The sequence below is a fragment of the Halobacillus naozhouensis genome (assembly GCF_029714185.1).
Taxonomy (GTDB): domain Bacteria; phylum Bacillota; class Bacilli; order Bacillales; family Halobacillaceae; genus Halobacillus_A; species Halobacillus_A naozhouensis.
Genome location: NZ_CP121671.1, coordinates 4,078,004 through 4,091,376, shown reverse-complemented (window position 1 = coordinate 4,091,376; position 13,373 = coordinate 4,078,004). Strand labels below are relative to the sequence as shown.

Here is a 13,373-nt window from a genome sequence, read left to right as displayed (position 1 = left end):
GGGAGACTATACCGTGAAACCTCAGGATATTTACCATAATAGTTTTGAACTGACGTACCGAGAGCCCTTTGGTGCAGCACCAAAAGGCTCCTCTGTTACGTTAACGATCGATATTAATCACCGTTATCCTGATTCATGTGTTTTGCTTCATTATATTTACGATAAAACAGATCAGGAAGAAACGATCGAAATGGATAGAGTGAGTGAGAAGAGCCCGTGCTGCTCCTTTGAAACGACCCTCAAGATGCCAGAAGATCCTCAGCTGATTTGGTACTTTTTTGAGGTAAGGATGGAGGGGGAGAAGCTTTATTATGGGCGGTTGAATAACGAGGAAAGTGGAGAAGGTGTAGTCTATGAGGGTTTACCTCCTTCCTGGCAGATTACAGTGTACGATCCGAGTTATGAAACTCCCGCTTGGTGGAAACATGCGACCATGTATCAAATCTTTCCTGATCGATTTCATGCATCAGGAGAAGTAAAGCTTGAAGATGCACCTGAAACGAGCCTGATGCATACCCATTGGGATAACGACCCTTTTTATATTCGTAACAAGCAAGGGGAAGTGGTTCGTTGGGATTTTTTCGGAGGTAATGTAAGAGGGATTATTGAAAAACTAGATTATATTCATTCGTTAGGTGTTACAGTTATTTATTTAAACCCTGTCTTTGAGGCAGAAAGCAATCATCGCTATGACACAGGCGATTACCACAAGATAGATCCTCTTCTAGGTACGAAAGAAGAATTCGAGCAACTGATTAGAAAGGCTGACGAGCTGGGTATTGAAGTCATGCTCGATGGTGTGTTCAGTCATACAGGAAGCAACAGCAAATACTTTAACCAGAGAAATCAATATGATTCGGTTGGAGCCTATCAATCTACGAAATCCCCCTATTACTCGTGGTATACCTTTCATGATTATCCTGACGACTATGAAGCATGGTGGGGAATTGGAACGCTCCCAACATTAAATAAAGAGGATAAAAGCTACCAGGACTTCTTGATTCATGAGGATGGCAGTGTCATAAAGACCTGGCAGCAATCCGGGGTGAAGCATTGGCGCCTTGATGTGGCTGACGAGCTGACAGATGATTTGATCAAGCAGATCAATAAACAACTTAAGAAGTACGATTCTTCCAGTGTACTATTAGGTGAAGTGTGGGAGGATGCATCCAATAAAACTGCTTATGGAAAACGAAGGGATTATTTCTTAGGTGGTGTACTGGATTCTGTCATGAATTACCCTTTACGTGATGTGATGCTTGGTTTTATAAAAGGCGAAGTAGATGCTTATTATCTTAATCGTCGTCTTCTTACTCTCAGCGAGCATTATCCAAATCAATACTTTTATTCTCTCATGAATATGTTATCCACTCATGATGTTGAACGAATTAAAACACTGCTGGAGGGGTTTCTGCCAGAAGGTATCGATGAAAAGGAACGAGCTGATTTAGTTCATAAACAGATACAGGCCTTAAGTCTATGGCTCTATACATTCCCGGGCATCCCCTCCTTATACTATGGAGACGAAGCTGGGTTGACCGGAGGAGAAGATCCGGATAATCGTAAACCTTACCCGTGGGGCAGGGAAGATCAACGTCTTATTTCCTGGTATAGAACGATTGGAAACTTAAGAAAAGACCATCCATCTATAAGGACAGGAAGCTGGCTCTCGCACGCTCCGCACGAGGATGTATATGGGTATGAACGTTTAATTGAACATGGGGTAGATCATTTTGGTAATGCTTCAAAAGACGATCATGTACTATATGTCATGAACCGGAATATCAGTGAAGAAAGAGAGGCAGCATTGCCAGTGCGAAAAGGAAAGTGGCAAAACTTATTAAACAAACACCAAATGTTTCACGTGAAACAAAATGAACTGGCAATTACGCTTAAGCCTTGCGAAAGTGTACTGCTAAGGCGTTTGAATTAGGCGGAAGGTTCGAAGTGGGGTATGAATCAAGATAGCAATACCCCATTTCTTTCACCCATAACTCTATATAACCACCACATGGTGAAGCTTGGAACTTTTGAAACCTAACATGCTATACTTGTACATAAGCTAGAGGTCATCTTAAACGAAGGAGTGAGCATAATGGGGTTTCTAGATGGTTTAATGGGAAACGCAAGTGAAGTTGATCGTGAGGAAATTGCCAAAGAACTTGAGGAAGTACTTGTAGACGGTGAAGATTTCCAAAGTGGTTATAAGGTATTAAGAGATTCTTTTATTTTCACGAATAAACGTTTACTCTTAATTGATAAGCAAGGTATGACGGGGAAGAAAGTAGAGTATCATTCGATTCCTTATAAGAGTGTTACCCATTTCAGTGTAGAAACTGCTGGCGGTTTTGACTTAGATTCGGAGCTGAAAATATGGTTGTCTGGAAGCAATGAACCAATTGGAAAAACGTTTAAGAAAGACAGCCCAATTCAAGAAGTTCAGAGAAGCCTTGCCAAGCATGTATTATAAATTTTTAAAAAGCCAGCTTTTCTAGTTATGAAAATGCTGGCTTCTTGTTGTTAAATTGGCCGTTGTAGAACCATTATTCATAGGTTAACCTAAAACAAAGTTAAGTTGACAATTTGTCGCGAATAAGATAATCTTCACTACATACATAATGAAAAGCAGGTGTTGATAGTGAAGCTCAGAACAATGGTTTATGCATCTTTATTTGCGGCAATAATCGGGGCACTAGGTTTGCTTCCGCCAATTGTCACACCTTTTACTCCGGTGCCTATAACAGCTCAGACCCTAGGTGTAATGCTGGCAGGCTCTATATTAGGTGCCAAACGAGGCGGGTTAAGTCTATTAGTCTTTGTTTTACTCGTTTCGATCGGTGTACCATTGCTTTCAGGAGGTCGGGGAGGACTCGGGGTGCTTTTCGGTCCCTCTGGCGGCTATATTATGGCCTGGCCGATTGCAGCTTTTTTCATTGGTTTTCTTGTAGAACTTTTCTGGAAAAAACTCAATATAGGTCTCTATATTGCTATTAATGTGGCAGGTGGAATTATTCTGGTTTATGCCCTTGGGGTAACCTACCTTTCCTTCATAACGGAAACACCTTGGACAAAAGCGGCATGGGCTGCGTTGGTTTTCATCCCGGGTGATCTTGTTAAGGTTGTGGCAGCTTCCTTACTAGCCAGACAAATTAATCGAGTCTATCCATTAATTGAAAGGGATAAAAATGTTCACAAAGCATCTAAAGCTGCCTAAGAAGAAGGGTTTGCCTAATTCAGGGCAAACCTTTTTTTAAGACATAAAAGTAGAGAGAGGTGTGCAAAGTGTCCGTTATCGGTACGAGTATAAGAGAAGTAGCTAAGAGAGACCCTGAGCGGGTAGCTATTGAAACCTGGGAGAGGCAAATAAGCTATCAGGAGTTCTACCAGTCTACTCAACTCCTTCAGCGTAAACTTACGTTTCTATTTCCTAAAGGCAAGGGAAAAAAGATTGGGTTCTTGCTTCCTAATGAACCAAAATGGTTAGAACTATTTATAGCCATCAGTTCAATGGGAGGGATCGCTATTCCATTTGATCCTAAATGGAGTCCCCGGCAGCTGTCCGAGGTAATAAGAGATGCTGAACCAGATCTAGTGGTCTATGATCAGACTTTTGCTAATCAATTCAAAGGTATAAATTCAGTTAAAACCTTTACGATAAAAGCCTTAGAGCTGCTTTCTCCAACTAGGAAGGTGGCAAGTGACTTTTCTGGCCATGATCCTTTTTATATAGGATATACATCAGGTACCACAGGTCAACCGAAGGGATTTATAAGAAACCATGCGTCCTGGGCAGATTGTTTCTCCCTGGGGCGTCAAGTTTTCTCCCTAACAGAAGAAGATAAAATTTTATGCCCTGGTCCCCTTGTTCATTCCCATTTTCTTTATGCTGCTGTGCAGTGTTTACATATAGGAGCGACCCTCCATCTATGCCCTTTTTCTGCAAGAGAGGTTTGGGGTCTAATTAAAAAACAGGATATCACAGTGATGTATATGGTGCCGACTATGTTTGAAGCGCTAAATCGAAAAAGAACCAGCGGTACTGCTGATCAATTAATCACATTAATTTCCTCTGGAGCCAAGTGGTCAGACTCGTCGAAGCAGAAAGCTAAAGAGGTATTTCCGCAAGCTTGCATTTATGAGTTCTATGGTGCTTCTGAATTAAGCTTCGTTAGTTATCGCAAAGTAAATGACGAAACACTCCCTGAAGGAGCTATAGGACAGCCCTTTCCTGAGGTAGAAATTTCGATTCTTGATGATGGGGGAAAACCTGTATCCCAAGGGGAAATTGGTAATTTGTTTGTTAGCAGTCCCTGGGTGTTTAACGGCTATTTAAATCGCCCTGAGGAGACATCGAAGGTTTTTCATGGTGATCAGGCGACAGTCGGGGACCTTGCTTTCTTAAATAAAGAAGGTTATATCATCCTTCAAGGACGAAAACAAAATATGATCATTAGCGGCGGTCTGAATATTTATCCTGAAGAAGTGGAACAAGTTATCCGAAAGCATCCGGCTATTGATGAAGCGGCGGTATTGGGAATGGACGATAGTTATTGGGGACAGAAGGTAGTAGCTTTTGTCACTTGTGCTGAAGATCACCAACTAGTTATAGATGACATGAAATCTTATATAACAAAGGCGTTGCCAAAATATAAATGTCCGAAGGAATGGATCAAGCTGGACCAGTTCCCTTACACAAGCAGCGGGAAAATAGCAAGAAAAGAACTTCAATTTCCCACTAGGAGTGGTTAGATGAATGAAGCAGTTATTGTTAGAGCAAAACGAACGCCTATAGGAAAAATAGGGGGCAGTCTTTCGCATCTTCCTCCTGAAAAACTCATTCAACCTGTTTTAAAAGGTTTAATAGAGGGGCTGGATTCTGCTGCTATTGATGACGTGATACTAGGAAATGTTGTAGGGCCTGGAGGGAACATTGCACGCCTGTCCTTATTATGTGCTGGGCTACCTGTGACGGTGCCCGGTGTAACCATAGATAGGCAATGCGGTTCTGGTCTGGAAGCAATTAATATCGCAGCCCGCTTAGTCCAGGCAGGAGCTGGAGACATGTTTATAGCTGGAGGTGTCGAAAGTACGAGTCTGGCTCCATGGAAAGTGAAGAAACCTGCTTCCCTGCATGACCCGAGAGGTCCGGAACTTTATACGAGAGCACAGTTCTCTCCAGAATTTATCGGGGACCCAGAGATGGGGGAAGCAGCTGAGAATGTGGCTGCACATTATGGTGTCACACGTGAAGAACAGGATGAATTTGCATATATCAGTCATATGAAGGCTTCTGCAGCCCAGCGTGAAGGGGCTTTTAGAGAGGAAATTATGCCGGTAGATGGAATAGAAGCAGATGAATGCTCACGGCCGAACACGTCGCTAGCCAAACTATCTACTCTTAAACCGGTTTTTAAGCAAGGCGGCACGGTGACAGCGGGAAATGCTTGTCCTATGAATGATGGAGCGGCTGCGGTCCTGGTTATGTCACTGGAAAAATGTCGTTCGCTAGGCTTAACCCCGCTAGCCCGGTTTGTAGATAGTACATCAGCGGGTGTAAACCCTCATGTACTTGGGGCCGGCCCAATTCCGGCTGTGAAAAAGTTATGGGAACGACAGAACATAACCGAAGAAGATATCGACCTTGTAGAATTTAATGAAGCATTTGCGTCCCAAGTTATAGCTTCATTGAAAAGTTTGGAAATCCCGCACAAAAAGGTAAATCGGTCTGGTGGTGCACTAGCTTTAGGCCATCCTTATGGCGCATCAGGAGCTATTCTCGTGACACGGTTAGTACATGAATTTGCAAATAGTAGTAGCTTTAAACGAGGAATTGCTACACTCGGCATTGGCGGGGGAATGGGACTTGCGACAATTTTTGAATCAAACGGTTAGGGGAGGCCAAGCGCTTTGTCATCTTCCTGGAGAAGGCAAGGTTTGTTTAGAACAGATTACATTAATCTTTTATAAAAATTTTTTCCTGCCACTTATGGTAGAAATAAATAACGAATGAGAGACCATAAGTGACTAATAAATATTGCCACGGAGAGATATGGTTATATTCAGAAATACCTAGCTTCTCAAGTGTAGGAAGAGCTATAAAACACATAATTCCATCAAGTACCAAATTAACCACCGTATAAAGTAAAAAGTTATGGGAGGTTAGTCTGAAAATCCAAAACGTTCCCACAGCAAAAATTCCGTACGCAAAACTGACGTCAATCATATACCCCCACGGGACTATATATTCATGGATGAACCACCATTTGTAGGTGTACGCAATTTGGAAGATGATAGTCATTAAAAATGAGGTGAAGATGGTAACAGGCATATACCTCTTAATGGTTTGTTTGGAGGCGAAAAATAATGTAACCCAAGGCAGAAATAAAGAAATATTTAACAATATGTTTGTAATCATTTGAATTCTCTCCAATACTAAAGATCGATTGGTAGTTATTGTATCTTAAGATTCTTGGGATATTCGGGTTGTTTAGCAAAATTAATAGCAAATAATAAATGAGGGATGATAAATAAAGTGATTTGAAAGGAGTGTAAGATTATGGAGGATTTTACGGGTGAGTATAATAAAAACTATATAGACGGACAGTGGATAAACGGGGATACAGGGACGGGTCACGATATTGTTAACCCATATGATGGATCAGTCATTACAACTGTTCAACTGGCCTCTCTACAACAACTCAAGAATGCATATAAAATTGCTGAGGATCAACAAAAAGATTGGGCACATTCTTCTGTTGAAAAAAGAAAAGAAATACTTCGTAAGGCAGCTGAATTTCTGGAAAGTAATCGTGAAGAAATTATTCGGATTGCTAATTTGGAAACAGGTGGAACGTTACTTAAGGTCGAATTGGAATTAAACCTCACTATTGACGTTTTAAAAGAGACGTTCGATTATATGGACGCAGTTGACGAAGTAAAAGAAGTCCATGCGACGATTGATGGGAAAAGAAATAAAATTTACCGGCAGCCACTTGGGGTGATCTCTTCCATCTCTCCATTTAATTTTCCAATGAATTTATCGATGCGCTCGATTGCACCAGCCATAGCGCTTGGTAATACAGTTGTCCATAAAGCAGATTTACAGGTAGGCTTAACAGGCGGATCGATCATAGCACGCGCATTTGATCATGCTGGATTACCAAGAGGCGTGTTCCAATCTATTTTGACAACACCAGATGAAATTGGTGACGAGATGTTGGAAAACCCTGTGGTACAATTAGTTGCTTTTACGGGTTCTACAGGGTTTGGAAAACACATAGGAGAAATTGCCGGCAAAAACCTAAAACGGGTAGCATTGGAACTGGGAGGTAATAACCCGTTCATCGTTTTACAAGATGCGGATGTTGAAAAAGCTGTTGATGCAGCAATTTTTGGTAAATTTATGCACCAAGGACAAATTTGTATGTGTATCAATCGGATTATTGCCCACAAAGATGTCTATGATAGATTTACGGAAAAATTTGTTGAACGGGCATCCCAATTGCCGTATGGCGATCAAACCGATCCTGATACAGTGATTGGACCATTAATTAATAGCCAGCAAGTGGAGAAAGCATTGGAAGCCGTTGAGAAGGCTGAAAAAGATGGGGCAAAAGTTGCCTTGAAAGGGGACCGGGAAGGAAATATACTGACACCGCATGTTTTTGTCGATGTGAAAAACACAGATGATATCGCACAGACCGAATTATTCTCTCCGGTTGTCTCTATAATCAAGGCAGAATCTGATGATAATGCCATTGAGTTAGCAAACGATACCATTTACGGGCTTACCTCTGCGATATTCACATCTGATTTAGAAAAAGGAGAAGCGTATGGCTTGAAGATAGATAGTGGCATGACACATGTTAATGACCAGACGGTAAATGATGCAGCCAATGTGCCGTTCGGTGGGAATAAACAAAGCGGATTAGGCAGGTTTGGAAATCCATGGGTAATTGATGAGTTTACTAAATTGAAATGGATTTCGGTACAAGAAAAATATAGGGAATTTCCTTTTTAACGGAGAAGCAGGACAAGTACACATCTCTTTACTTTAGGATGTACTTGTTCTTTTTCTATTATTTCATTAACTGGATGTAGATCATTCTGCCACATATAAATGACCATAATCAAACATAAAATGATGTGAAATTAAGAAGGTACTAGAGGAAGGTATATAGAAAAAGAAATGATGTGAGAATAAAAATGGTTTTCTTAAAAGAGCCAAGCGGGGAATAGGAGCCACATAGAATGAGAACTAAGTCACAGCGGAACTTTCAGAGCAAATATATAGATATGAAAAAGGTATTGTCCATTATAGGGATCATCTTTGTTGCCTTTAACTTGCGTCCAGCTATTACATCTGTAGGACCGCTAATCAGTTCCATAAAAGTTGATGTAGGGTTATCCAATGCAGCTGCAGGATTCATTACAACACTTCCTTTGGTGGCTTTTGCAGTGTTTTCTTTTCTTGCTCCCAGGTTAGGTCAACGATTCGGGTTAGAACGAATCGTGTTTGTGGGTTTACTAACCTTAATAGCAGGAATCTTAATTCGCTTTATATCAATGACGTTTACCCTGTTTGCTGGAACTGCATTAATTGGTATTGGAATTGCCATATCAAATGTGTTGTTACCTGGCATTGTTAAAGAGAAATACCCTGAAAAGGTTGGCTTAGTGACAGCCGTTTATACGACTTGCATGTCTATTTTTTCAGCCATTGGTACCGGGCTGAGCATTCCTTTAGCTAATGATTTCGGTTTAGGTTGGGAAAAAACGCTAGTATGCTGGGTTTTATTAGCTATTCCGGCAGCGATAGTTTGGCTGCCTCAACTTCGCAAACCAGCCCAAGTAGAGGATGTTAAAACGCCAGCACTGCAGGAAAATCCGATATGGCGTTCCCCAATTGCTTGGCAAGTGACAATCTTTATGGGGTTACAATCTTTCTTATTTTATTCCATGATTGCATGGCTGCCTGAAATCCTAAGCGGCAGAGGGCTAAGTATATCGACTGCTGGGTGGATGGTATCTGTCATGCAGTTAACGGGTCTTCCAATGACCTTCCTAACCCCCGTCCTGGCTACTCGCTTTAAGAATCAAAGAGGAATTATAGGGATGATTGGATGCCTTTACACGACAGGCTTGTTAGGAGTTTTGTTCGGAAGCGGTATTCCTCTGTTGACATTGAGTGTCATGCTGATTGGTATTGGTCAAGCCTCTTCTATTAGCTTAGCGCTTACCTTACTTGGACTCCGTGCGGACAATGCTCAGCAAAGTGCCGCATTATCCGGTATGTCTCAATCGATTGGGTATTCACTTGCTGCGGTGGGACCGGTATTAATTGGCATACTCCTCGATGTTACGGCATCAGTGACTGTTCCATTGCTGCTTTTCATTGCTGTTATAGTTGTTATGGTGGCAGCTGGTTTAGGAGCGGGGAGGAACCAGACGGTCTTTCAACAAGATCGAGCACCTCTTCGATAGCAGACAACAAAATTTTTTTATTATATGACGAAAAATTCCAAAACCCGAGCTTTTTTCCAACATATTTAGTACAATAATACATAATTGAATAAGCGTAAAAAAACAGGCGTGATGTTATTCATCACTTAAAAGGGAAGTTGGTGCAATTCCAACGCGGTCCCGCCACTGTATTTGTGAGCAACCTGCACGGTTCCACTGTGTGAAAAGCATGGGAAGGAGCAGGGAGCAATGATCATAAGCCAGGAGACCTACCTGTTTTTCTCACCAATAACCTACGCGGATAGGAGGTGTATGAGGAAAAGGTAACTGCATGTTATGCCATTAAGCGGCATTGCAAAATCTTTTCATGTACACATCTCCATTGCGGGATGTGTTTTTTTTGTGCTCAAAAACATTTTAGGGGGAGAGATTAACTTGAAACGACTATCGAATTACATACTTATGCTACTGGTGACAGTCGGTTTGCTAGTAGGCTGTGCGGGCAATGAGAACTCAAGTCAGCCAGAGGAAAACAAAAATGAAGATCACACTAAAACGGACGAGACTCAAGTTCAAGAGGGAACGACCTACCCTCTGACCGTAGAAGACTCTGCGGGAAATAAGGTCTTTCTGGAAGAAGATCCTGAACGAATTGTTTCATTGATTCCAAGTAATACAGAAATTGTGTTTGCCGTTGGCGCAGGAGAACAGGTTGTCGGAGTATCAGATCATGATAATTACCCTGAGCAGGTCAAGGAGATTAATAAAGTTGGCGGGATGCAAATGAATACCGAAAAAGTATTGTCATTAAAACCTGATCTCGTTCTTGCCCACGGTTCAAGTGCTCATAACTCTCAGGCAGCGATTGATCAAATCAGCAATGCAGGGATTTCGGTTTATGTGGTTAAGAACGCCTCTGATTTTAAGGGTGTTTATGAAACGATTCAGTCAATCGGTAAATTGGTAGATGAGCAAAAGAAAGCAGAGAGTATTGTAGCCGGGATGAAAAAGAAACTTAAAGGGATTAAAGAAAAGGCCTCTGAAATCAAGGATCCTAAAAGTGTATTTGTAGAAGTGTCTCCGGCACCGGAGATTTATACAACTGGAACAGGTACTTTCATGAATCAAATGCTCCAGGCGATTAATGCCGAGAATGCGGCTGTAAACCAACAAGGATGGGTGAAAATGAACGAGGAGGCCATTATTAACTTACAGCCAGATGTCATCATTACAACATATGGCTATTATACAGAGAAGCCTGTGGAAAAAGTGCTTTCTAGAGAAGGCTGGGAACAAGTACCAGCAATCGAGAAGAAACAGGTTTATGATGTTCACTCTGATCTCGTTACACGTGCGGGTCCACGCTTGATTGAAGGGGTAGAGCGGTTGGCTGAAGCTGTTTATCCGGAAACGTTCGGTGATGAATAAACCGCTAGCATATATAGGAAGCTTGGTGCTTCTAGTAGCTGCATGGCTGGCAGGGGTGGCTGTAGGCAGTCTACCTATTCCGCTTCCAGTCATTATCGGGGCGATAGCGGAAGCGATAAGTCCTTATCAATCGAATATTGATCCTATAAATATCAGTATTATTGTCGATGTTCGCACACCGCGGGTGGTATTGGCCGGTCTAGTGGGTGCATCACTAGCCATAGCCGGGGCATCCTTTCAAGGCCTGCTGCAAAACCCGTTAGCAGATCCTTATACATTAGGGGTGTCATCCGGCGCATCTGTCGGGGCAGTGTTGGTTTTGTTTGTGGGATTTTCCTTCCCGGTTTTTGCTTCCTTCACTCTCCCTATTGTCAGCATCTGTACGGCAGTTCTTACTCTGCTGTTCGTTATTGGGTTTGCGCGCATGCTTGATCGAACGCTTTCTATCGAGACGCTCATACTGACAGGTATCGTCATGGGGTCTTTTCTTGGCTCCGTTATTTCCCTCATGATTGCTCTAACAGGAGAGGAGCTTCGGCAAATTGTCGGTTGGCTTCTAGGAAGTGTGGCGATGCGGGGGTGGAGTCATGTAGGGTTACTGTTACCTTTCTTTATTGTTGGTGTGCTGCTTCTTTTGACGCAGGGACAAGAATTAAATGCGATGTCGTTAGGTGAGGAACGGGCAAAGCAGCTCGGGGTACCTACGGAAAAAAGAAAAGCGCTGATTTTATTAGCTGCTTCGATCTTAACGGGGGCAGCAGTTGCTGTGTCCGGGACAATCGGCTTTGTCGGTCTAGTCGTTCCCCATATTTGCCGGAGAGTTTTCGGTAATGACCACCGTCACCTTATCCCGCTTTCTTTGATTAATGGTGCGACATTCTTAATATTGGCGGACCTTGTATCACGAACGATTATTGCCCCGGTTGAGTTACCTATTGGGGTGATCACCTCACTCATAGGAGCGCCGATTTTTGCTTTTATTCTTTATCGGCAGAGGAGAAAAGGAGCGAGTATATGATTCAAGTCAAGAACATAACAGGAGGATATGATAAGTCTCCCATTGTTGATCATGTCCATTTTCAGGTTAACCGTGGAGAGTTTTTTGGTGTCGTTGGGCCTAACGGAAGTGGAAAAACAACATTAATTAAATTACTGAACGGGGTTCTTCCCCTTTGGGAGGGAGAAGTGATTATTGACCGTCAGCCTCTTGAGTATTATGGACGCAAACATCTTGCCCGCAAAGTAGCGACATTGCCCCAGATTCAGCAGAGCTTTTTTTCTTATAATGTCTATGAAACAGTAATGATGGGACGTTACGCGTACCAGTCGGGCTTCATAAAGCAGCCGAATGAACGGGATAAAGAAGTAACTGAAAAAGTGTTAGAAAAAACAGGACTGGTGGACATGAAGTTTCTCCCTCTTGCTCACTTAAGTGGAGGCGAAAGACAGCGTGTCTATCTAGCTCAAGCCCTTGCTCAGGAACCGGATATTTTACTGCTAGATGAGCCAACGAACCATCTTGATTTCAGTTATCAAAAACAGCTCCTTGATGAACTAAAACAGCTTTCGCTGACAAACCATTTAACGGTGGTGTCGATTTTTCATGACTTAAATATAGCCAGCCTGTATTGTGATCGGCTTTTATTGATCGACCAAGGGCAGATCACTAAGGTAGGCAAGCCGGAAGAAGTGATGCAAAAGCCCTTACTTGAGAGCATCTATCATTCTTCTATTGATGTTCATCCTAATCCTACGTTATCAAGCCCGCAGATGAACTTGCTGCCGAATTATTTTTTAGACAGGACAAAGACTACTATCAAATCCGAGCTTGTGGAAGCCACAGAGGAGAAGGTTCTAGTAAGAACACCTCAACTGCTTAAAACTTTTTCATCAGCTGTGATGGGAGGAGGATTTGGCTGGTATCGTAACTTTATAAACTACCATGTTGATAAAAGCTTTCATTGTGAGTTTCCAACCCAATTCATGATAGAAAAATGTCAGCAGTGGGAGCTGCCTGAACATGACACGTTAGCGATGATGACAGCAGCCTACCTGCCAGATTATTCGGAGCGCTATTTTAAGGCAGAGGGTATGTCCATCTTGATTTTAGTCACAGCTGGTCTGGGTAACGCAGTAGATGTTGTTCACGGGGATAAGCGAGTAAAGGAGCATCAGCCCGGGACAGTAAATACGTGGGTTTTCATTGATGGCCACCTCTCCGAGCAGGCATTTATTCAAGGAATCGTAACGGCGACGGAAGCGAAGACGCAAGCTTTCTCTACATGTGGAATTAAAGACCCACTGACAAATACTTCAGCTACAGGAACGTCCACAGACAGTATTATGATTGCGAGTACTCAAACAGGAAGACAGCTGGAATATGCGGGACCGATTACCTTTCTCGGAAGCAAGGTTGGACAGATGATTTATGAAGCTACCAAAGAGGCTATTGAACGTTACATGGAAAGAATGAAGACTTAATG

Annotated in this window: 11 protein-coding genes and 1 riboswitch; of the genes, 10 read left to right on the top strand and 1 reads right to left on the bottom strand. The window is 42.4% G+C overall.

All coding sequences use genetic code 11. From position 1 onward, the window contains the following. The first annotated feature begins 13 nt into the window (after positions 1 to 13). The 5 genes from P9989_RS20825 (at position 14) to P9989_RS20805 (ending at position 5,892) form a co-directional block, all read left to right on the top strand. On the top strand, positions 14 to 1,933 hold the full coding sequence (locus P9989_RS20825; protein ID WP_283076749.1) for a glycoside hydrolase family 13 protein: 1,920 nt from the start codon (positions 14 to 16) through the stop codon (positions 1,931 to 1,933). A gap of 162 nt (positions 1,934 to 2,095) precedes the next feature. Continuing rightward, a complete protein-coding gene (locus tag P9989_RS20820; protein ID WP_283076748.1) occupies positions 2,096 to 2,470 on the top strand; it encodes a PH domain-containing protein in 375 nt (124 codons plus the stop codon). 168 nt (positions 2,471 to 2,638) lie between these two features. Continuing rightward, complete coding sequence (locus P9989_RS20815) at positions 2,639 to 3,214, top strand: biotin transporter BioY (RefSeq protein WP_283076747.1); 576 nt, start codon at positions 2,639 to 2,641, stop codon at positions 3,212 to 3,214. Positions 3,215 to 3,282: 68 nt separating this feature from the next. Then, positions 3,283 to 4,749, top strand: coding sequence for an AMP-binding protein (locus tag P9989_RS20810; RefSeq protein WP_283076746.1), 1,467 nt, complete (start codon positions 3,283 to 3,285; stop codon positions 4,747 to 4,749). Beyond that, on the top strand, positions 4,750 to 5,892 hold the full coding sequence (locus P9989_RS20805; protein ID WP_283076745.1) for a thiolase family protein: 1,143 nt from the start codon (positions 4,750 to 4,752) through the stop codon (positions 5,890 to 5,892). A gap of 61 nt (positions 5,893 to 5,953) precedes the next feature. Here P9989_RS20805 and P9989_RS20800 read toward each other — a convergent pair whose 3' ends face one another. Beyond that, complete coding sequence (locus P9989_RS20800; RefSeq protein WP_283076744.1) at positions 5,954 to 6,415, bottom strand: hypothetical protein; 462 nt, start codon at positions 6,413 to 6,415, stop codon at positions 5,954 to 5,956. A gap of 141 nt (positions 6,416 to 6,556) precedes the next feature. On the opposite strand from P9989_RS20800, the gene P9989_RS20795 reads away from it, so the two are divergent. From P9989_RS20795 to P9989_RS20775, 5 genes are all read left to right on the top strand, one after another. Beyond that, positions 6,557 to 8,020, top strand: coding sequence for an aldehyde dehydrogenase family protein (locus P9989_RS20795; protein ID WP_283076743.1), 1,464 nt, complete (start codon positions 6,557 to 6,559; stop codon positions 8,018 to 8,020). A gap of 230 nt (positions 8,021 to 8,250) precedes the next feature. Beyond that, positions 8,251 to 9,483 (top strand): CynX/NimT family MFS transporter, encoded by a 1,233-nt coding sequence (locus tag P9989_RS20790; protein WP_390305712.1) that lies wholly within the window; start codon positions 8,251 to 8,253, stop codon positions 9,481 to 9,483. 87 nt (positions 9,484 to 9,570) lie between these two features. Next, positions 9,571 to 9,753: riboswitch (cobalamin riboswitch) on the top strand. Between the two features lie 144 nt (positions 9,754 to 9,897). Beyond that, a complete protein-coding gene (locus P9989_RS20785; RefSeq protein WP_283076742.1) occupies positions 9,898 to 10,890 on the top strand; it encodes an ABC transporter substrate-binding protein in 993 nt (330 codons plus the stop codon). Continuing rightward, the gene (locus P9989_RS20780; protein WP_283076741.1) at positions 10,883 to 11,908 is read left to right on the top strand and encodes a FecCD family ABC transporter permease; all 1,026 of its coding nucleotides are present in this window, start codon (positions 10,883 to 10,885) and stop codon (positions 11,906 to 11,908) included. The genes P9989_RS20785 and P9989_RS20780 overlap by 8 nt, the downstream gene beginning before the upstream one ends. Then, complete coding sequence (locus tag P9989_RS20775) at positions 11,905 to 13,371, top strand: adenosylcobinamide amidohydrolase (protein WP_283076740.1); 1,467 nt, start codon at positions 11,905 to 11,907, stop codon at positions 13,369 to 13,371. The genes P9989_RS20780 and P9989_RS20775 overlap by 4 nt, the downstream gene beginning before the upstream one ends. The last annotated feature ends 2 nt before the right edge of the window (positions 13,372 to 13,373 follow it).

Bases quoted from the DNA above. Each gene is read 5' to 3' on its own strand.
- P9989_RS20820 (WP_283076748.1), top strand. From the start codon at position 2,096: ATGGGGTTTCTAGATGGTTTAATGGGAAACGCAAGTGAAGTTGATCGT.
- P9989_RS20805 (WP_283076745.1), top strand. From the start codon at position 4,750: ATGAATGAAGCAGTTATTGTTAGAGCAAAACGAACGCCTATAGGAAAA.
- P9989_RS20800 (WP_283076744.1), bottom strand. From the start codon at position 6,415: ATGATTACAAACATATTGTTAAATATTTCTTTATTTCTGCCTTGGGTT.
- P9989_RS20795 (WP_283076743.1), top strand. From the start codon at position 6,557: ATGGAGGATTTTACGGGTGAGTATAATAAAAACTATATAGACGGACAG.
- P9989_RS20790 (WP_390305712.1), top strand. From the start codon at position 8,251: ATGAGAACTAAGTCACAGCGGAACTTTCAGAGCAAATATATAGATATG.
- P9989_RS20780 (WP_283076741.1), top strand. From the start codon at position 10,883: ATGAATAAACCGCTAGCATATATAGGAAGCTTGGTGCTTCTAGTAGCT.
- P9989_RS20775 (WP_283076740.1), top strand. From the start codon at position 11,905: ATGATTCAAGTCAAGAACATAACAGGAGGATATGATAAGTCTCCCATT.